Source organism: Mesorhizobium sp. B2-7-3 (assembly GCF_006440715.1).
GTDB classification, from domain to species: Bacteria; Pseudomonadota; Alphaproteobacteria; order Rhizobiales; family Rhizobiaceae; genus Mesorhizobium; species Mesorhizobium australicum.
Genome location: NZ_VFTY01000004.1, coordinates 376,674 through 395,416, shown reverse-complemented (window position 1 = coordinate 395,416; position 18,743 = coordinate 376,674). Strand labels below are relative to the sequence as shown.

The following is an 18,743-nucleotide window of genomic DNA, read 5'->3' as shown; positions in this document are numbered from 1 at the left end:
GAGCGCAAAGGCTTATCGCCTGGACCAGGCCAGCCAGCGGGCCGCCAGGCGCCTGCGCAATGAAGTGAACCGTGTCCGTCGGTAAGCGTCGCCCGCCATCTTGATGCCTTGCGCCTGTGTCGGGAAGGGATGGATGACATCGGCCAACGCATGCAATCCCATGCCCGAACGGATAGCGAGGGTCACGGCATTGATCATCTCGCCGGCATGGCTGGCGACGACCGTCGCTCCCAGGATGCGGTCGGATCCCTCCCTGACGTGGATCTTGACGAACCCTTCCTCTTCGCCGTCCATCACGGCGCGGGCGACATCGTGCATCAGGACCGTATAGGTCTTGACCGGAATGCCGTTGCGCCGCGCCTCCAGGGGATAGAGACCGACATGGGCGATCTCCGGATCGGTATAGGTGCACCAGGGGATAACGAGTTCGCTGAGCCTTTCGCGGCCGCGAAACAGGGCATTGCGCACGACGATGCGCGCTGTTGCCTCGGCGGTGTGGGTGAACTTGTATTCGAGGCAGACGTCGCCCGCTGCGTAGACATTTGGGTTGGTGGATCGCAGATAATCGTCGACCTTGATGCCGCTGGCGTCATAGGCCACGCCGGCTTCATCGAGGCCCAGGCCATCGACGTTGGGCGAACGGCCGACGCCAGTGATGATCTCATCGACCGTAATCGTCGTCGTGTCGCCATCCCGCATCAGGTCGGCGGCCTTCTTCTCGCCCTCCATCCGCACCGCCACCACTTCGGTGTTCAGCCGCACCTCGATCCCCTCGCGCGCCAGCGCATCCGAAAGGATCTGCGCGGCGTCGCGCTCCTCGCCGGGCAGGAACATCGGATCGCTCTGCGCCAGGATGACCTTGGCGCCGAGCAGGCAGAAAGCCTGCGCCGTCTCGCAGCCGAGCGGCCCGCCGCCGATGACGAGGAGCCGCGGCGGGCATTGCGTAAGGTCGTACATGGTCTCGTTGTCGAGATAACCGGCCTCGGCAAGCCCCGGAATCGCGGGCCCGCTCGCATGCGCGCCCGTCGCGACCAATGCCTTCTTGAAATGCAGGGTCCTGTCCGCGACCACGACGGTGTCCGGTCCGGCGAAGCGCGCTTCGCCGAAATAGAGGTCGATGCCCTCGGCTGCGACGGAAACGGCCGAATTGGCACGGCTGATCCGCTGCCGTATCTGCCGCATCCGTGTCATCGCCCGTTGAAAGTCGACACGAAGGTGGTCTGGCGGGTCGCCGCCAAAGCTCTCGGCATCGCGCATATCGGCATAGAGCCTGGCCGTGCGGATGATCGACTTCGACGGGATGCCGCCGACATTGACACAGGCACCACCGATCAGCCCGCGTTCGATCAGCGCGACCTTCGCGCCAAGGCTCGCGGCGTCACGCGCGGCGGTCAGCCCGGCCGGCCCGGCGCCGATGACGACGAGATTGTAGGGGCCGTTCGGGGTCGGGTTCTTCCAGTGCGCGGGATGCGCGCCCCTGATCAGTTCGACGTCATTGCTGTCGACAGGGAAGACGGCGGCTCTCGTCGGTTCACGCGACATCGCGCCCTCCGGGTACCGGCCGCGACAGCCATCCGCCGGTGAAACCCGCCTTGCCCAGGCCGCGACGGATATGGGGATTGGAACGCATCAGCTTCCAGATCAGTCCGGAACGGTGGTTTTCGATCATCATCACCGCGATGCCCTGGTCGAGCCCGTAGTGGCCTTCCGAGACCCAGCCGTTGCGGCCGAATTTGCGGCGGTTGGCCAATGTCGGGTTGAAACCGCTCGGCAGGCGGAAATCGTCGAGAACCTCCGGATAACGATCGACGAGGTGACGCAGCGCCGCCAGGCAAATGTCCGGCGCGAAAGGCAGCGACGCCGGATAGGACCATGGCGCGATTGTCCCGTCATCCGGTCCGAAAGGCGCGCCGCGCGCGGCATAGCCGGAAAACCGGTGGGTCCGCCGCTCCACGCTGGCGCGGAAGCCGCCCGGTCCGTCTCCGGCCGAAAGACCCCACAAATTCTCGCCATAGCCGTCAAAGCCGTAAGGGTTGTGCCGGGCGTAGTCGCGGTGAAGGTATGTCGAGCGGCGGCTGTTTTCGAAATAGTCCGAATTCTTCTCCCGCATGAAAGCGTCGCGGATGCCTGCGAAATCGATCCAGGCATGCGAGAACTGGTGCATGAACAGCGGCCCGCCATAGAGCACGTCGTGGCCGTAGATGTTTTCCCATTGATAGGTCGCCGTCCAGGCCTCGTAGCTGTCGTCCGAGGTCGGGCGGTCCGGAGAGGCCATCGACAGCACATAGAGGATCGTCGCCTCGTTATAGCCTTCCCAGCCATAATGCAGAAAGCCGCTCCTCGGCTTCCAGCCCTGGCGGAGCGTTGGGCTGCTGCCTTGCGCCCATCGCCAGTCGACGCGCCTGTAGAGCGCCTCGGCCAGGAGGCGGATTTCGGCTTCCTCGTCGTTGTCGCCGGAAAAATAGGCGCTCGCCACCAGCATGCCGGCGATCAGCAGGGCGGTATCCACCATCGACAGTTCGCAGCGCCAAACGCGCAAGCCGCTCCTCAAGTCGAGAAAGTGGTAGTAAAAACCCTTGTGGCCGGTGACGTCGTGGCCGCTGCCTTGCGTGCTGGTCTGGAAAAAGCGTAGCGCCGCAAGGGTCAGGCAGGCAGCCGCATCACGCGTTATCCAGCCACGTTCGACGCCGATCGGATAGCAGGACAGGGCAAAACCGACGACGGCGATGCTGCACGGCGAATTGGGCCGCGACGTGTCGGCGACCAGCCCGTTGTCGGGGTTCACGTTCTCCAGGAAATAGCCGAACGCGGCGCGTTGACAGCGGTCCAGCAGTTCGTCATCGGCCAGCGCGGCGGGATCTGCTCTAAGCAATCGATAAAAACTCCAGCCTGATGGCAGCAACGCCCTGCGCAGGTACGGTGACATCGAACAGAAGGGTATGATCGCTGAAGGCGATCGCTTGCGGCTGTTTCGGCATCGCCGAGGCCGCATGCAAATGCTCTACCATTGCTCGGCTCAGGTAATCGGGACTTCCCATCGTCGCCCATAGCGCCTTGGGGTTGGCATTTGCCGCATCGACGCGTCGGATGGTTACCATGTCGGGCCGCCGTGCATTCTCAAGTTGAATCTGCACGGTCTCGTTCGCGATCGGATGCCGCGGCAAAGCGAAGTTGGAGATCAGCACGGTCAACGAATTTCCGTCGCGCACACACCAACTGTCGACGGTGGGATGATTGCCTTGAGTCGACAGGATTTCGGTTCCAAGGCCATGCAGCATTTCGAAGGCACGGTAAGCCGGTTTGGCTACGCCGTGAAGGTTCATCAGGCCGAAACCACCATGAAAGGGCAGGGATGGAAAATAATTCTCTTCGAAAATATCCGAAAAGGTCCAGTAGCTGTAGCCCTGAACCAGCCCTCTCGCCTCCATGACCGTCTTGACGATGAAGGCGGCGGCATAGGGCTCGTCGTGCATGGGATCGCGCGGGTTCGACGATGTGCACCATTCGGTGTAGTAGAGCGGACGGTCGCCTGCCTGCCGTCGCGCGGTGCGCGCTTCCTCGCGCAGGACGCTTCGCGTGCTTTTCGAGAGCTGGGCTTCGGTGTCGTCGCCAGGCTGGCCGAAGGCATCGGTCGGATAATGGTGCGTGCTGACGAAGTCCGCGGGAAGGCCGTTCTGGCCACAGTAAGCGATGAACTCATCGATCCAGGCATTGTCGGCTGTGGCTGGTCCGCCGACCTTCAAATGCGTGTCAACGGATTTGATTGCTCTTGCCGTGTAGGCATACAGCTTGAAATAATCCTCCTGTTTGCCGCTGCCGAACGCCTCGAGATTGGGTTCATTCCAGACCTCGAAGAACCATTGCCGCACCTCGTCGAGGCCGTAGCGATCAACCCAGTGAGCGACGAGTTTCGAAATCAGCGTCGACCACTGGTCGTAGTCCTTCGGCGCGCTGACATTGGCGCGATAACGGAAGACGATCTTTCCGGACGACGACAGCATCGTCGGCGTGAAACTCAGCTCGACGAAGGGGCGCATGCCGATCGACAGCAGGAAATCGAAGATCTGATCGGCATTGAAGAACGAATAGAGCGGCTTGTCGTCCTGGTCGATGAGCGTGCCCATGTCGTCGTCGAGCAGCCCGTGAAAACGGACATGGCGAAAGCCGAGTTCGTCATGCGCCCGGCGCATCTGTGCCTGCCAGTCCGCGCGCAGGGCGAGCGTCGCGTGGCCGCTGCCGACCGTATGTTCCCAGAAGTGGGGGAATTCCTCTCCCTGAACGCCGAGATCGCAGCGAAAGGTCACACCCGTGGAACTGTCTGAAATATTTGCCGTTTCTACACCTTCCATCACCGGATATACGTCGGCGATGGCATATCGTTGCCTGCTCACGCGGATTTGTAGTGCATCAGTAGGTGGCGCGGCCGCCCGAGACGTCGAACACAGCGGCCGTGGTGAACGAGCATTCCTCCGAGGCGATCCATGAGATCAGCGCCGCCACTTCCTCGACCTCGCCGAACCGCGCCATCGGTATCTTGGAGAGCATGAAATCGATGTGCTCCTGCTTCATCTGCTTGAAGATCGCGGTGCGCACGGCGGCTGGCGTCACGCAATTGACCGTCACCTTGGTTTTGGCGAGTTCCTTGCCGAGCGACTTGGTCAGGCCGATCACCGCCGCCTTCGAGGTGCTGTAGGCGGAAGCGTTGGGATTGCCTTCCTTGCCAGCGATCGAGGCAATGTTGACGATGCGGCCATAGTTGCGCTCGAGCATGTGTGGCACCAGCGCCTTGTTGCAGTAGAAGACGCCGTTGATGTTGATGTCGATGACCCCACGCCAGTCCTCGACCGAATAGGACCAGGTGGTCATGTTAGGGCCGGTGATGGCCGCACTGGTGACCAGTATGTCGACCGCGCCGAAGGCGTCGATCGTCGATCGTGCGGCGACCTCCACACTTGCCGCATCCGCAACGTCCAACGTCACTCCACGCAGGCCGGGAACAATGGCTTTCGCCTGCTCGATCTGTGCGGGATCGCGATCCCAGACGCAGACGCGCCCGCCTTCGTCGACGATCCTCTGCGCGACCGCCAGTCCGATGCCCGAGGCACCCCCGGTGATGACCGCCGACCGGCCTGAGAAGCGCCCCGCGAAATTCATTGGCATGTGTTCCCCCTGGTCATGTTGGCTGAAGCCGCCCCGCGTGCTGGCCCGTCTTGGGACTGTGAGGTGACCGCCGACCGAGTTCAAGCCGGCATGCGGCCGGATCGTCTGGGCCAATCGGCCGGATTATGGCGCGGTTCGCGCAGCGCTTCCACCATACCCACCACGGCGAGGCCGATTTAGGCATGCGCATGGACTAAGGAAACCTCAAGGGACGCGCCTCGTTCCTGATGGCAGTCGGAGCACATGACCGATTGGCCCGTCCACGGCCGACATCTCTCGGCGATCGCCGCGCTGTAAGACAAGGTGACCGGATTTGCCATTGAGCACGGGGTGCGATAGGTTATATTGCACTGCACAATGGAGGCGCCGTTTCTTGTACGACCCTGTTTGCGGATATGCCGGCTGGTTTGCGGCCTGCCGGTCCTGGGTCGTGTCGACGGGACCGTGAGATGAAAATTCCCAAATCCCTGCTCGTCGATCCCGAGAAGAATTCGGTCTATGGCAGCTTTGCCGTTGCCGTTTCGATCTGGGCGTTCTCCTATTCCGTCATTTTCGGCCAGGTGCTGATCCTGGCCTATTATGCCGTCTGGCTTCCGCTTATCCTGGTCGACTACCGGCGTTTCCTGCGGCAACTGTCCAGCGCCTGGCTGCCGCTGCTCTTCGCGGCCTATGTCTGCTTTTCCATATTCTGGTCGCAGGCGCCCGGCATCACCGCCAGAACGGCGGTCCAGTATTTGTCCCATATCGCCTGCGCCTATGTCGCCGCACGCACCGTCAGCGTGCGCACCCTGACAATAGGCGCCCTGGTCGGCATATTCTTCGTCCTGCTCTATTCGCTGAAAGTCGGCGCCTATTCCGAGGACGTCCTCGACGGCACCTATAATTTCGTCGGCGCCTTCGCCTCCAAGAACCAGATCGGCTTCGTCGGCTCGCTCGGCATCTATTTCTCGGTCGTGTTCCTTGCTTTCCTTCGGCGTGGCCGGCTGAGTTTCATGCTGACCGTGCCGGTCGTGCTGTTGTCGGCCTATGTGCTGGTCGTCTCGCATTCCGCCACCTCGATGGCCTCGATACCGGCGGTTCTGGCGCTGGTGGCGCTTCTTGCGATGAGCAAGCTTTTGTCGCGACGCTACCGCCGGGTGATCTTCCTGGTCGGCGCCGGCATGATCGTCGTGGTAGCCATCGTCGCCCTCAATCTCGGGCTCATGGACTTCGTGCTTGGCATCTTCGGCAAGGATTCGACGCTCACCGGGCGGACTTATCTGTGGGAGCAGGGCTGGAACGCCGCGATGCGATCGCCGATCCTTGGCGTCGGCTATGCCGCCTATTGGGTGCAGGGCTTTGCCGAGGCGGAGCGGCTGTGGAACGAATTCTACATCAGCACCCGCACCGGCTTCCATTTCCACAACACCTATGTCGAAGCCCTTGTCGAACTCGGCTTCACCGGGGCGGTGCTGATATCGCTGATCATGCTGCGCACGCTCCTCGGCCACATCGCGGCGGTGGTCTTCAAGACATGGCAGGCCGAATCGGTGGTTCTGATCGGCGTGATGGTGCTGCTGCTCATCCGCTCCTTCGTCGAGGTCGAGATACTCAACCCCTACATCATGGGTTCATTCCTGATGTATTTCAGCTTCTTCAAGCTGGCGAGGCTGCCGGTCACCCGCACGCGATGGTCACCGGCTTTCGAGCCGGCGGATGCCAAGGCCGGACAGGCAGCCTGGCCTCACCGTCCCGCGGCAGCCGAGTAATGATGAGAGTCCGCTAGTCTAAAGCCATCGCGGGAAAACCGCGTAGCGGTTCCGTTCGGGATTGCGTCAACAGCCATTCTGATTTTCCGGTGCTGAAAATCTATCAGCAAAAACCTCCGCCAAGCAGGCTTGGCTGAGGCTCAAAGTCTTGCGCTGTGGATAGAACGCGGCGAGCCCGCGATCTTCCGCGTTTCTACTGGCTGGCCAGCGGCGCCAGCTTGATCTTGATCACATCGCCAGGCAGTACCGGTGTGTCTTCCTTGGCGGCGATTTCGCTGGTCTTGCCGTCGACATTGCGCACCAGCGAATAGAGCAAGGTAGGTTGCTGGTCGTTGGTGATGGCGGCCGTCGTTGCCGGATCCGTGGCCTGGGCTATCAGGCCTTTTTGCATATTCACCTTCAGCGCGGCCTCGTTCAGGTCGGCTTCGGTCTGCTGGCGATCGGCGGCGAGGCTCGAACTCAAGGTGTTCTGGGCGTCGATGGCGTCCTGCGTCGCCTTGCTGATCGCCTGCTTGGCGGTCAGGATGGCTGTCTCGTAGTCCAGGATCTTGCCCTGCAGGTCGGTAACGGATTGCTGCGAATCCAGAAGCCTGGCATTGGCCACCAGTCCCTTCTGGGCCAGCGGACCGATGCTGGCCAGCTGTTGCTGGGCCAGGTCGACCTGCTTCTGCTGGTTGACGATCTTCTTCTGCAGCGATTCGATTTCGGCCTGCAGCACACCCTTGAGATCGTCGAGCGCCTCGAGCTTGAGCTTCAGCGCCTTCTGGTCGGCGGTAAGGATTGTCATCTCGTCGGCGACGATGGTCGGCAGCCGCGGATCGCCTTCGACCTCCTTGGGTGCCTCAAAACTCGTCTTGCCGGCCATGTCGGCGTCGATGCGGGCGCGCTTGACGATCAGCCGAACGCGCTGGTCGTCGGAGATATCGAAATTGCCCTTGGCGGTGACCAGGTCCTTGCCGAGCTGGGGACCGTAGTCGGCGTTGCGCCTGATGCCTCCGGCGACGCTGATCGCTTTCAGCACCGTAAGATCGGGCACAAAGGGAAATTGCCCGGGATTCTGCACCTCGCCCGAAATGTAGAAGGGCCGGAACTGTGCCATTTCGACCGAGGCTTCGGGCTTGTCCGACAAAGCGAGCTTGTGCTGCAGCGCCTCGCCGATCGCCGCGGCGACCTCCGCCGTGGTCTTGCCGGCCGCCGGCAACTCGCCGACGAAAGGCACCGACAGCGTGCCTGCCGGGCCGATCGTATATTGGCCATTGACCGACGACCAGTCGCGGAACGTGCTTTCGACGGTCTGCCATTCGGCGATGCGGATGGTGAGCTTGTCCTGGGAGCCCAGACGGTAATCGTCGGCGGCGGCCATCTGGGGAAAAGCAAGCGACATCGCAAGGCAGGTCGCCAGGAGCCGCGAGCGGCCGGAAAACGGGCCGCTGCCAAAGGCTTCGAAAATGTCTATCTTCAACTGAGCGTTCCGATCCGTTTTAGCCCCATCGCCCGATGAGCTTGCCGCCGGATGCCTTGATCCTGCCGGCCGATCAGTAAGAGCCGCGCGACATCCAGACGGCCGGCACTGTTCTGATGATGATGCGAACGTCCTCGAACAGCGACCAGTTCTCGACATAGTGGCGGTCGAACGCGACGCGGCTGTCATAGGAAACGTCGTTGCGGCCGCTGACCTGCCATAGGCCGGTCAGGCCGGGCCGGGACTTCAGATAATAGACAGCCGCGCTGCCATAGATTTCCAGTTCGTCCCGGACCACCGGGCGAGGCCCGACAAGGCTCATGTCGCCCTGGAGGATGTTGATGATCTGCGGCAATTCATCGAGGCTCAGCTTGCGCAGCACCGTTCCGACGCGGGTGACGCGTGGATCGTTCTTCAGCTTGCGGGTCGCTATCCATTCCGCATTGGCCTCTGGATTGGTCGCGAGATAGGCTGCCAGCACCTTGTCGCCGTCCGGAACCATGGTGCGGAACTTGAGGCAGGAGAAGAGCCGTCCGCCGCGCCCGATTCGGCGGTGACCATAGAAAACCGATCCGCCATCGGAGAATTTGACGAGCAGCGCTATCATGATGAACAGCGGGCTGAGCGCGATCAGTCCAGCCAGCGAACCGACGATGTCGAAACTCCGCTTGATGAGGCCGCCGATCGGCGGCGGAAAGTCGGTGTCGGCCTGCGAAAACCCCGCCGTGGCCGACTTGGCAATATCCCTCATACGGAAACTCCATGCGTTGAACGAATGGTTTACCGCACGATACCAAAAAAATGCTGCAGCGCAACACACAATTTCCCACGCCGCTGAAATAGTCGCGTCATGAATTGACTAAATAATAAGCTCGCGCTGCACAAATTTCGAAATGTTTAGCACATTTGTGACAATAAATGGGCAAGCATAAAAAAATCCGGGCGTTTTTAGGGCGTTTTGTGGGCGGCGCGTTCCCAGTGTCGGGATCCAGAGCATACGAGTCCTTACTGACGATGCTATATTCTGGACTATTCACCTAAAATACCATCTAATATTATGGGTTGTACTCCAGATCTGCAATGGCTGCAGGTTGAGTGAAATGCGGCCGGGTGCGTTGCAGCATGGCAGAATCGAACGCGTAAGCGCAATCAAAAATATGTGCGGTTGCCCTTGCCGCCTTCTGCTCGCCTTAATAGAATTGCAAATTATACCTGTCACGGTGGCGACAGGTTGAAAGGCCGGAAGCAACCGGTCGAGAGCGGGTGGTTTAACAAGCCCGCATCACAAGGGACGGCGCTCGGGTGGGGCTATCGTTGGATATACCCGAGCCGGTTTATGGGCTGTTGGGTATGTCGCTTCCAAAATTCATCGTTGGGATGCTGTTCGCGCTCGCGATCGTCGTCGCCTGGTCCTGGCTGGGTGGAGCTTCGCTTGGCACGACACTGCTGCGTGTCATCATCTGCGCGGTGGTCATCCAGGCCGGTTATTTCGCGGTCGTCTATGCCATGATCGCCAGGAGCGCGCCAACGCCGGCCGACAGGCTGCGCGAAGCCGAGAGAAAGCAGAACTCCACCGAAGTGCCCGAGGGCGAGAAGCTGGGCAGCGTCCGGCGGGGGCTGCATTAGATCCACGGGACATCATCGTCCTCAGGCCACATCGGCGGGTTCGGTTTCCGACTGTTCTCCCGACAGCATCCGGGACAACCGGCTCCCCGGCTTCGCCTTCAACCGCTGATATTGCCCGACCTCCACCACACGACCATCCTCCATCGCCACCACCCAGTCGGCGAAGGCGATCATCGACGGCCGGTGCGCGATGGTCAGGATCGTCATTGCGCCGCGCAGGCCGTCGATCGACCGGGCGATAAGCGACTGGTTCTGCCAGTCGAGCGCGCTTGTCGCCTCGTCCAGGATGAGCAGTGACGGCTTGCGCAGCAACGCGCGTGCCAGCGCGATGCGCTGGCGCTCGCCACCCGAGAGGCGCACGCCGCGGTCGCCGACCACGGTATTCAGCCTCAGGTCCAGTCGGTCCACGAAATCGCCGGCGTGAGCGGCGCGCAGTGCCTTCCACAAGTCGTCCTCGCTGGCCTGGGGCGCGGCAAGGCGCAGGTTCGCCGCGATCGTATCATGCACCAGGAACACGTCCTGCGGCACATAGGCCACCTGATCGCGCCAGCGGCGGCGATTGCCGGCATCGAGCTCGACGCCGTCGACGAGGATCTTGCCGGTGGTCGGCTCGAGCAGCCCGAGCAGCATGTCGGCGATCGTGCTCTTGCCTGACCCGGACGGGCCGATGAGCGCCGTGACCTTGCCGGCCGGAAGGCCGAAGGTGATGTCGCTCACCACTGCCTTGCCGGCGCCGTCGTCATAGACAAAGGAGACGTCGCGAATGTTCAGCCCCGTATCGAGGGTCAGCTTGCGGGCATCCGTGGATTCGACGTGGCCAGGCTCCCGTTCGGCGTCGAAACGCGCCTGCAGGTTGCGCATTGCCGTATAGGCGGGCAGGTTGATCAGCACCTGCTGGGCCTGCGTCTGCATGTCCATGAAGCGCGGCGCGATGCGCATGAAGACCAGGAGCAGCACGACGATCTCGGCCAGCGACAGGTGGAAGCGGACCAACGCCACATAGATGAAGACGCTCAAGCCCACGACGCTCGCCACCTGGAACACGGCGGTGCCGATCGAAGAGTTGCGGACATAGGCGATATTGTCGGCCTTCATCTTTTCGAGCGTGACCTGCAGCTGCGCGAAATAGCTGGCCTCGACGTTCAGGCTCTTGGCTACCTTGATGCCGCCGAGAAATTCCGAGACCGTGCGGTACTGGTCCTGGCGATTGGTCGTCAGGATCCGGCCGAAGGCGGTGGCTCGCGAGCGAAATGGCTGCAGCGCTATGAACATGACGATGCCGATGACGACGGCAAACGCCGTCATGACCGGCGAAATGAACATGGAAATCACCAGATAGCCCGCCAGCAGCACGGCGATCTGCACCAGCATCAGCAGGGCAAAAGCCGCCCCCTGGACACGGTCTATGTCGCCGGTCAGGGCATGGTCGAGATCGGAGCCGCGCATGCGCGTGAACACGCCCCAGCGCGCCTTGCCGATGCTCTCGAACAGGTTCATGCGCAAGCGGTTGATGAAATCGAAGAGCAGCCTTGCCATGTACACCGACTTGAAGCGGTTGAAGGCTGCCTGCACGGCAACAAGCCCGACCAGCGCGCAAAGCACCGTCGTCAGCTGCAGCGTTCCGCCGGGCACCAGCCAGTGCACAAACTCGATATTGGGCAGCCTTACCGCGAAATCCTGGTCGGCACGGCCGACCAGGTGCAGCAGCGGCACCAGCAGCAGGATGGAAACGCCTTCCGTCAGGCTGCCGAGGATCAGGAACAGCAGCGCCGTCCAGGTTCGTCGTCCACCGATCCGGGCAATGACCGCGCCGAATGCCGCGACATCGCGAAACAGCGACAGGCTGAAGACCGATGACCTAGGCATCGCCAGCCAATTCCTTTTCGATCAGCGCCACAGCCTCGCCGATCCTGTCGATGCCCGTCGGAACGTTCAGCCGGCACACGCCGACATGGTTAGCGATCGCTGAACAATGGCGAAGATGCATCGCCGCGAAATCGCCGGAGAGCGCCGCGCGGCCAAACCGCGTCACGTAGGAGAATTTGATGATGGCTGGCAAGGCGGCGATTTGAGGCAGGAGGGTGATCCCCGCCCCTTCGCCGCGCTCGAGGATGTAAATCCTGGCCGCCGGCACCTTGTTGCCGGAGAAGGCGCCGTGCAGGCGATGCTGCATCTTCTCGATTGCCGGATGCACTTGCGGTCGCACTTGCGCTTGCCCAAGCGAGATTGCCGCCGCGGCATCGGCGGCAAGCTTGATCTGCGGAAATCCCGGAACGATCATCGGTTCGTCCGGGTTGGTGAGATCGAGCGCCACGACGTCGTCGGTGAGCAGGTCGTGTCCGGCCCGGATCAGCGCGCTTGCCGTCGTCGACTTGCCGGCGCCCTTGTCGCCCATGAAGATGGCGCCCCTGCCGGCCACCGCGATGGCGCTGGCATGCAGCACCAGCAGGCCGCGCTGGTGCAGCAGCAGCGCCAGCACCGGCCCCAGCAACGGGAAGGCAAGCAAGGCGTCGTCGACGCCGGGCGCCGGCTGGACATCGATGCGGCGGGCGTCGCTGATCAGGAATGCGCCGACGGCCTCCCAGGCCAGATACTGCCGGCCAGGCTCGAAACGGAAGACGGTCGCTGCCTTCGCCGAAGGCTTGGGCATATCGATCGGGCCGATGACGATCTCGATGTCGGCCGTTGCCGGGTCCGCCGGCTCCAGTTCGGGCAGCCACACGTCGGACGCTATGAGCAGGCCGTAGGCGCGGTAGTAACTTCGTTCTCCCGCTGTCCTGTCGCGGTTGGGAAGACGGTCGAGATCGCCGGCGAACGGCTCATGGCGAGACATCATGCGGGGCTCCCGCCATGCTGGACCTGCCGCAGCCACAGCGACAGCGACGCCGAGCGCCAGACATACTGGACATCGAGCGGTGCCGCCTGGTCCGGCTGGCGCAGCAGCCGCGCATAGGCGGCGTTTACTTCCGGCAGGTTGACATAGGGTGCGATGCGACCCGCATCGCCGACCAGCAACTGCTCCAGCAGGTCGCGATGGTTGCGCACCATGCCGTTGACCAGATTGGCGGTGAAATCGATCTTGTCGCGCCGCCACTGTACCGCCGCCGGCAGGATGCCTTCCATGGCGCGGCGCAGCACGTAGCGGCCAAACCCATGACGGAGCTTCTCCTCGCCCGGCAGCCCCAGGCAGAATTCCACCAGCGGCTTGTCCCAGAAGGGATACCGCGGCTCGACGCCGAAATTGGCGGCGGCCTTGTCCAAAACTTCGAAAGAGTGCGGAACATAGCCGTTGGACAGGATCCAGCGGTGGCTGAGCGCGTCGCTGGCTTGGACGCCGGGCGGCATGTAGCCAGCCCGATGGAACCGGTCGATGAGCTCGGTTCGCCTGGCAAGGTCCGGATTGATCAGGTCGCGCCAGCTGCGGCCACGCTTCGATCGGGCAGGCCTGCGCATCCTGTTCAGGGCTCGGTTCCCCAGCTGTCTCAGCCTGGCGATGCGCCAGGCCGGCCCGTAGATGGTCAGGAACTGGAAATAGAGGCCGAGCGTGCTGTCGCCATAGGTGTTGGAGGCGCTGCGGACCTCGCGCCAAAGATCCAGCCACCTGCCGCCATTGGCAAGCTCGTGCAGATGGCCATGCCCCTGTGAAACAACTTCGTCGCCGCCATGGCCGTCGAGGAGCACTTTGATGCCCTTGGCGCCGGCCGTCCGGTAGATACCGCGGGTCAGCGTCAGGCCCGGCGCCAGGAACGTGCCTTCCTGTTCCTCCAGCACCCGTTCGAATTCAGCGAAGGGTGCATAATTGCCGACTGGGATGAACGTCGGATCGGCCTTCTGCTGATCGAGCACGGCATCGATGAACGGGCGCTCGTCCATCGAGGAACCCTTTTCGAACACGAGCGAGAAGGTCGGTAGCCTCGGCTTGCGCTCGGCCGCATTTTGCACTCCCGCCACGCAGGTGATCGAGGATGAATCGAGGCCGCCGCTCAGCATCGCGCCGATCGACGGACTTCCTCGCATGCGGTTGCGGACCGATTGCGCGAACAGATGGGCGAATTCCTCCGCGGCATCAGGCCGCGGTGCTCGCTGCGATGGTTCGATCTGCCAGTACCGGCGCAGCACCAGACGTTGCGCGGTGACGGTGAGGCTGTGACGCGCCGGCAGGGCGAAGATGTCGCTGTAGGGCGTGGACTGCGGGTCATCGGGCAGCCCGGCCAGGAACCCCGAAATCCGGTGCTCGCTGAGGCGCGCACCGACCCCGTCGAGGCCGAGCATTGGCCCGATCTCGGAGGCAAAGGCAAAGCGGCGTTCCGCTGCGTGGTAGTAGAAAGGCTTGACCCCGAAATGGTCTCGCGCGCAAAACAAAAGCTGCCGCTCGGCATCCCAGATGGCAAAGGCGAAGTCGCCTTGCAGATGCACGGGGCACGTTTCACCCCAGCGCAGATAGGCCCGCATCAGCAACGCCGCATCGGCGACCGAGTTGTCCCTGATGCCGAGCCTTGCGAGCAGCTCGTCGCGGTTATCGAGCCGGCAATCGGCGGTGATGGCCAGCTTGCCGCCGGCCATGGTCAGCGGGCCGGGGCCGGCTTCGTCGGTGGTGTTGAGCCAGGCATGGCCAAGCGCGACGCCGCTGTCCTGCCACCACGAGGTTCCGTCGGGACCACGATGGCGTATGCGCGCCAGCATCTGCTGGATGTCGCTCGCCGCTTCAGCCGGCGCGGGGCCTTGTCGCAGCAGGATTCCGGCTACGCCGCTCATCGGCTGCCGTGGTCGATCAGGTGGGCGAAACCATCGACGGATCCGCCAAGCACGATGTGGTCATCGCTGACCAGCCAGGCATGCGCCTTCAATTGCTCGCCCGTGCCGCGCTCGATGCCGATGCGGATGTTCGACGCATTGCCCTGGCGCGCGAGGAGGTATTGGCCCGACAGCGCCTGGGTCAGGCAGGTGGCGCCCGGAACGAACCGTGCTGCGGCGGCAACCCCCCAGGCGACGAGCCGCAACTCGCCCATGCTGGCACACTGGTGCGCGTTGAGCCGCGTCACCATCCCACGCACCCGGTTGTAGGAGAACAATGTCAGCCCGAGCCGGACGGTCGTGACCACCAGCAGGCAGCGGCACAGGAAAAGCGCTTCCGAGCCGCTCAAGGACAAGATCCTGGCCAGGCTGCGCCTGCCAGGCCGCTGCTTCATCGGCCGGGGATTTCTCTGCGTCACAGGTCTTTGCCGCACAGCCATGGCCTTCTGCGACGCCTGCCTAGACGAGTGCCTCATGCTCAAGCCTCGCAAGCCCGTTTTCCGCCAGGCCTTTCAGCAATGCGTCGACGTCGGCCTTGCAGCGTTCGGCGTCGACATTGTAGCGAGCGAGGACGGCGCTGCGGATGTCCGCGATCGGCTTGGGTTCCTGGATCAATTCCCAGATGAAGGCGCCGACACCGTTGAGGCTGTAATAGATATTGGACTTCAGGTTGAGAAGCGCGAGGCCATCGCCGAATTCGCAAGCAACGGCGTCCTTGGTGGCCTTTACGCAATCGTGCTCGGATGGGTTCCAGTTCATCCTAAAACCTCGTTTGCAACACACGGTCTACGCGTCATCAGGTTCAATGGAAAGTCGGGGATTTTCATCCCCGGCTCCATTTCATTGTCTTCGATCCCGGAGGCCCAACGTCATTCCTCCAGAATCAGGCTGGTCTCAGGAGAACGTCAGGTCGCCAATCGGGGTGTGCGCGGGAAACGACGCGTCGATTGCCGTGCTGCCACCACCGCCTTGGGTAATGGTTTCGATTGAACCATGTACTGTCAGGTTTGGCGTTTCGTACTCATGCTTTTCAACATTCTGTTCCATTTTACTCTCCATAAGGACTGGAAACGGCCTGTCGATTGCCGTCAGCACTTTCATGCTGCATCGCAATAGCTGCACAGCAACATTTATGAGTCAAGCCTGATTTACCGGTCGTTAATCAATTATGGGTTGCGGACGTCACCCCGCGTGTAAGAAATCCACCTATTTCGAGATGAAGCCGGGTGTGATTGCCCCTCGTCACACGAGATTCCGTAAACCATTGATTTTGCATGAACAAGATGAAGCCATGCTTGGCCATTGCCATTGGACAACGCCGAAAGATACTCAACTTTCAGCTGATCCCATCGATGGCCCGGCCGAAGCGCTGCGCTAGGGTGGGAATTTCTCCATACATCTCATCCCCTTCCGCGAAGCCGGCAAACGCTATGGTTGTAAAATTTCGCACTGCGAAAGGAAAGGCTTTACGGCGCCGCCGTTTTTGACGATGCTTTGCTTAGCAGCTGCAGCATACGCTTCGCGCAAACCGCTTTTTGGAGACTGTGCGCTCAATGGCCTTGCCGGAAAGCTCCTATGAAAGACTGCGCGCCACCGACTGCGCCGACGAGATCGCTTATGTGCGGGCCTGCTTACGGTTGTATTTCGCGGGGCCGGCCGCCTCGGCCGGTGAAACGTGGACGCCGGGCCTTTCCGACGCTGTCGTCACTGATATCGCCAGGTTGAACAAGGTCGGTACCTTCGTCTTGAAGGCGCTGTCGCGTACGCCGGCGCATGAGAGGCCGGCCGAACTGTTCCAGTGGCTCGAAACCTATCGCAGGAGGACGGTGTCGATGAACGCCGCCTGCCTAATGGATTCGATCGCCATTCACGAGGCGCTGCTCGACAGGCGGATTGATTTCGTGTTCCTGAAAGGGCCGTTCCAGCAGCATCTGCTTTACGACGATCATTTCATGAAACCCTCGGGCGATATCGATATTCTGGTTTCGCCTGCCGGGTTCTTGAAGGCGCGCGAAGCGTTACGCTCGATCGGCTACGAAGTATCGGGCAAGTCGCGTTCGGTCTGGTGGGTCCGCTTCCTCGGCGAACAGCACATGATCCGTGGCAATGGGTCGAAATCATCCACTGTCGACCTTCATTACCGGCTTCAGCAGCCCGGCTCGCCCAGTCCGCGCGATGCCGACGGGTTCCTGCGGCGAAAGCGGCTGGTCGAGATCACCGGCGCCGAAGTCCCGTTCACGTCGGCTGCCGACACGCTGATGCTGGCCTGCATCAGCGTCGCCAAGGCACTGTTCAACCGGGAGCCTTGCGCCGGCTACGTCTGCGATATCAGGGCCAGCGCCAGCCGTCTCGGCCACGCCGATCAGCAGCGTGTGCTCGATGCGGCGGTGAGCCAGGGGCTGGAGGACACGCTGCTGCTCGGCCTGCGTTCCGCCGATGTGCTGCTCGGCGGCACCGGTACGCTTCTGTCGGAGCGGGCCAAGCCGATCCTGTCGCGCATCGGCAATGAAGACCTGCTCAACATGGTCATCGCGCCATGGCTGTCGTCGCTGCGCTGGCCGCAGCGACGCACGGTGTTGTGGGAATTGTGCGGCCGGGCTCCGGTCCGTTACCTTTCCGAGGCCGGTTGGGCGGCGTCGGCGGACATCAGCCGCCGCATCTTCGAACGGCCGGCCGGCCCGTGAAGGCGGCGAATATCGAACGCGTACAGGGCGAGGGCAGATCGGAACCTGTGCAAGAGGCAATTCCATGTCGATGACGAAATCCCAAGTCTGCGTGATCATCGCGGCCAAAAACGCGGCGCGAACGATCGCCGTCGCCATCGCGTCCGCGTTGCGCGAACCGGAAGTCGGGGAGGTCGTCGTCGTCGACGATGGCTCCACGGACAATACGGCCGAGGTCGCACGCTCCGCCGACGATGGCAGCGGCCGGCTTGCGGTGATGCGCCTCGACGTCAATCGCGGCCCTTCTTTTGCCCGCAATGCGGCGATCGCCGGTTCACGAGCCCCGTTCATCAGCATTCTGGACGCCGACGATTTCTTCCTCGAGGGCCGGTTTCGCAACCTGTTTGTCGGCGCCGATTGGGATTTCGCCGCCGACAACATCATGCTCATCAGGGATGACGCGGCTGGCGATGCAACCAAAATCGTCGCCCCGGATTTTGCCGCCGATCCGGAATTCCTCGATTTCGAAGGATTCGTGGAAGGCAACATCTCCAGGCGCCGCGTCCAAAGAGGCGAACTCGGCTTCTTGAAGCCGGTGATCAGCCGTGCCTTTCTCGACCGCCATGGGTTGCGCTACGACGAGAGCCTGCGACTGGGCGAGGACTACGAGCTTTACGCGCGAGCGGTCGCCCACGGGGCACGGTTCAAGGTCATACGTTCCTGCGGCTACGGGGCCATCGTGCGTGCCGATTCACTCAGCGGCCGCCACAAGACGCAGGACCTGAAGCGGCTGGCCGATGCCGATCTGGCGCTGCTGGCGATCGACAGCCTGCCGGAAGGGTCGAAAGCAGTGCTACGGCGGCACGAGCGGCATGTGCGCGACAAATACCGGCTGCGCAATTTCCTCGACGTGAAGGCCGAGCGGGGCCTGGCTTCTGCCGCGGCCTACGCCTTCGCAAGCCAATCCAACCTCGTCCCCATCGTCCAGGGCGTGGCGTCCGACAAGATCGAGGCGCTGTTTCGCAGTGTTGGCCTGGTCTCCAGGAACAAGCACGTGCCGCCGCTCCGTTTCCTGATGGCTGGAACCAGTACCGGCAAAGGACGGTAAGGCGCGGTGTTACCTGCCGACCGCGAGGCCGCCACGCAACCATTTCCATCGGATTTATGAGTTTACGAATTGGGTGGTTGCCTCGCGCCTCTGGGGATGGCAGTCTATGTTGCGGTGCAACAAATTAAACGACCAGCCGAACTGGCCCCCGATCGGACTGGTGCGAAGTCTCTCTTCGTCAG

Annotated in this window: 16 protein-coding genes; 4 read left to right on the top strand and 12 right to left on the bottom strand. The window is 62.3% G+C overall.

What is annotated here, in order from left to right:
- Positions 1-12: 12 nt before the first annotated feature.
- The 4 genes from FJW04_RS12030 to FJW04_RS12015 are packed head-to-tail and all read right to left on the bottom strand — an operon-like array spanning position 13 to position 5,160.
- Positions 13-1,542: a mercuric reductase gene (locus FJW04_RS12030; protein WP_140614949.1), complete on the bottom strand. Its 1,530-nt coding sequence runs from the start codon at positions 1,540-1,542 to the stop codon at positions 13-15.
- Complete coding sequence (locus tag FJW04_RS12025; RefSeq protein WP_015314237.1) at positions 1,532-2,872, bottom strand: glucoamylase family protein; 1,341 nt, start codon at positions 2,870-2,872, stop codon at positions 1,532-1,534. The genes FJW04_RS12030 and FJW04_RS12025 overlap by 11 nt, the downstream gene beginning before the upstream one ends.
- Positions 2,865-4,391: a glycosyl hydrolase gene (locus FJW04_RS12020; RefSeq protein WP_246673793.1), complete on the bottom strand. Its 1,527-nt coding sequence runs from the start codon at positions 4,389-4,391 to the stop codon at positions 2,865-2,867. The genes FJW04_RS12025 and FJW04_RS12020 overlap by 8 nt, the downstream gene beginning before the upstream one ends.
- A gap of 16 nt (positions 4,392-4,407) precedes the next feature.
- Entirely contained in the window at positions 4,408-5,160 is a 753-nt protein-coding gene (locus FJW04_RS12015) for an SDR family NAD(P)-dependent oxidoreductase (RefSeq protein ID WP_015314235.1), read from the bottom strand.
- A 449-nt stretch (positions 5,161-5,609) separates the two neighbouring features.
- Here FJW04_RS12015 and FJW04_RS12010 point away from each other — a divergent pair, with 449 nt between their 5' ends.
- Positions 5,610-6,908 carry an O-antigen ligase gene (locus tag FJW04_RS12010; RefSeq protein WP_140714303.1) on the top strand — a complete coding sequence of 433 codons (1,299 nt, stop codon included), beginning with the start codon at positions 5,610-5,612 and terminating at the stop codon, positions 6,906-6,908.
- A gap of 193 nt (positions 6,909-7,101) precedes the next feature.
- On the opposite strand, the gene FJW04_RS12005 is transcribed toward FJW04_RS12010, so the two are convergent.
- Both FJW04_RS12005 and FJW04_RS12000 read right to left on the bottom strand, forming a co-directional pair.
- Positions 7,102-8,358, bottom strand: coding sequence for a polysaccharide biosynthesis/export family protein (locus FJW04_RS12005; RefSeq protein ID WP_181172928.1), 1,257 nt, complete (start codon positions 8,356-8,358; stop codon positions 7,102-7,104).
- A gap of 85 nt (positions 8,359-8,443) precedes the next feature.
- Positions 8,444-9,121 carry a sugar transferase gene (locus FJW04_RS12000; RefSeq protein WP_015314232.1) on the bottom strand — a complete coding sequence of 226 codons (678 nt, stop codon included), beginning with the start codon at positions 9,119-9,121 and terminating at the stop codon, positions 8,444-8,446.
- Positions 9,122-9,720: 599 nt separating this feature from the next.
- On the opposite strand from FJW04_RS12000, the gene FJW04_RS11995 reads away from it, so the two are divergent.
- On the top strand, positions 9,721-9,996 hold the full coding sequence (locus FJW04_RS11995; protein WP_015314231.1) for a hypothetical protein: 276 nt from the start codon (positions 9,721-9,723) through the stop codon (positions 9,994-9,996).
- 21 nt (positions 9,997-10,017) lie between these two features.
- On the opposite strand, the gene FJW04_RS11990 is transcribed toward FJW04_RS11995, so the two are convergent.
- From FJW04_RS11990 to FJW04_RS11965, 6 genes are all read right to left on the bottom strand, one after another.
- On the bottom strand, positions 10,018-11,862 hold the full coding sequence (locus tag FJW04_RS11990) for an ABC transporter ATP-binding protein (protein ID WP_140714301.1): 1,845 nt from the start codon (positions 11,860-11,862) through the stop codon (positions 10,018-10,020).
- On the bottom strand, positions 11,855-12,832 hold the full coding sequence (locus FJW04_RS11985) for a serine kinase (protein WP_140714299.1): 978 nt from the start codon (positions 12,830-12,832) through the stop codon (positions 11,855-11,857). Before FJW04_RS11985 ends, FJW04_RS11990 begins: the two co-directional genes overlap by 8 nt.
- Positions 12,829-14,751, bottom strand: coding sequence for a lasso peptide isopeptide bond-forming cyclase (locus FJW04_RS11980; RefSeq protein ID WP_015314228.1), 1,923 nt, complete (start codon positions 14,749-14,751; stop codon positions 12,829-12,831). Before FJW04_RS11980 ends, FJW04_RS11985 begins: the two co-directional genes overlap by 4 nt.
- On the bottom strand, positions 14,748-15,140 hold the full coding sequence (locus FJW04_RS11975) for a lasso peptide biosynthesis B2 protein (protein WP_224584338.1): 393 nt from the start codon (positions 15,138-15,140) through the stop codon (positions 14,748-14,750). Before FJW04_RS11975 ends, FJW04_RS11980 begins: the two co-directional genes overlap by 4 nt.
- 109 nt (positions 15,141-15,249) lie before the next feature.
- Positions 15,250-15,549 carry a PqqD family protein gene (locus tag FJW04_RS11970; RefSeq protein ID WP_015314226.1) on the bottom strand — a complete coding sequence of 100 codons (300 nt, stop codon included), beginning with the start codon at positions 15,547-15,549 and terminating at the stop codon, positions 15,250-15,252.
- 135 nt (positions 15,550-15,684) lie between these two features.
- Complete coding sequence (locus FJW04_RS11965; RefSeq protein WP_015314225.1) at positions 15,685-15,837, bottom strand: lasso peptide; 153 nt, start codon at positions 15,835-15,837, stop codon at positions 15,685-15,687.
- Between the two features lie 506 nt (positions 15,838-16,343).
- Here FJW04_RS11965 and FJW04_RS11960 point away from each other — a divergent pair.
- Together FJW04_RS11960 and FJW04_RS11955 are read left to right on the top strand one after the other, a co-directional pair.
- Positions 16,344-17,474: a nucleotidyltransferase family protein gene (locus FJW04_RS11960; protein ID WP_140614938.1), complete on the top strand. Its 1,131-nt coding sequence runs from the start codon at positions 16,344-16,346 to the stop codon at positions 17,472-17,474.
- Between the two features lie 64 nt (positions 17,475-17,538).
- Positions 17,539-18,561, top strand: a complete 1,023-nt coding sequence (locus FJW04_RS11955) for a glycosyltransferase family 2 protein (RefSeq protein WP_015314223.1) — start codon at positions 17,539-17,541, stop codon at positions 18,559-18,561.
- Positions 18,562-18,743: the final 182 nt, after the last annotated feature.

What these genes read in the sequence shown, in the direction of transcription:
- FJW04_RS11965 (WP_015314225.1), bottom strand. Translation starts at nt 15,837, where the DNA reads ATGGAACAGAATGTTGAAAAGCATGAGTACGAAACGCCAAACCTGACA.
- FJW04_RS11970 (WP_015314226.1), bottom strand. Translation starts at nt 15,549, where the DNA reads ATGAACTGGAACCCATCCGAGCACGATTGCGTAAAGGCCACCAAGGAC.
- FJW04_RS11985 (WP_140714299.1), bottom strand. Translation starts at nt 12,832, where the DNA reads ATGATGTCTCGCCATGAGCCGTTCGCCGGCGATCTCGACCGTCTTCCC.
- FJW04_RS12000 (WP_015314232.1), bottom strand. Translation starts at nt 9,121, where the DNA reads ATGAGGGATATTGCCAAGTCGGCCACGGCGGGGTTTTCGCAGGCCGAC.
- FJW04_RS11960 (WP_140614938.1), top strand. Translation starts at nt 16,344, where the DNA reads ATGGCCTTGCCGGAAAGCTCCTATGAAAGACTGCGCGCCACCGACTGC.
- FJW04_RS12010 (WP_140714303.1), top strand. Translation starts at nt 5,610, where the DNA reads ATGAAAATTCCCAAATCCCTGCTCGTCGATCCCGAGAAGAATTCGGTC.
- FJW04_RS12030 (WP_140614949.1), bottom strand. Translation starts at nt 1,542, where the DNA reads ATGTCGCGTGAACCGACGAGAGCCGCCGTCTTCCCTGTCGACAGCAAT.
- FJW04_RS11955 (WP_015314223.1), top strand. Translation starts at nt 17,539, where the DNA reads ATGTCGATGACGAAATCCCAAGTCTGCGTGATCATCGCGGCCAAAAAC.
- FJW04_RS12015 (WP_015314235.1), bottom strand. Translation starts at nt 5,160, where the DNA reads ATGCCAATGAATTTCGCGGGGCGCTTCTCAGGCCGGTCGGCGGTCATC.
- FJW04_RS11995 (WP_015314231.1), top strand. Translation starts at nt 9,721, where the DNA reads ATGTCGCTTCCAAAATTCATCGTTGGGATGCTGTTCGCGCTCGCGATC.
- FJW04_RS11990 (WP_140714301.1), bottom strand. Translation starts at nt 11,862, where the DNA reads ATGCCTAGGTCATCGGTCTTCAGCCTGTCGCTGTTTCGCGATGTCGCG.
- FJW04_RS11980 (WP_015314228.1), bottom strand. Translation starts at nt 14,751, where the DNA reads ATGAGCGGCGTAGCCGGAATCCTGCTGCGACAAGGCCCCGCGCCGGCT.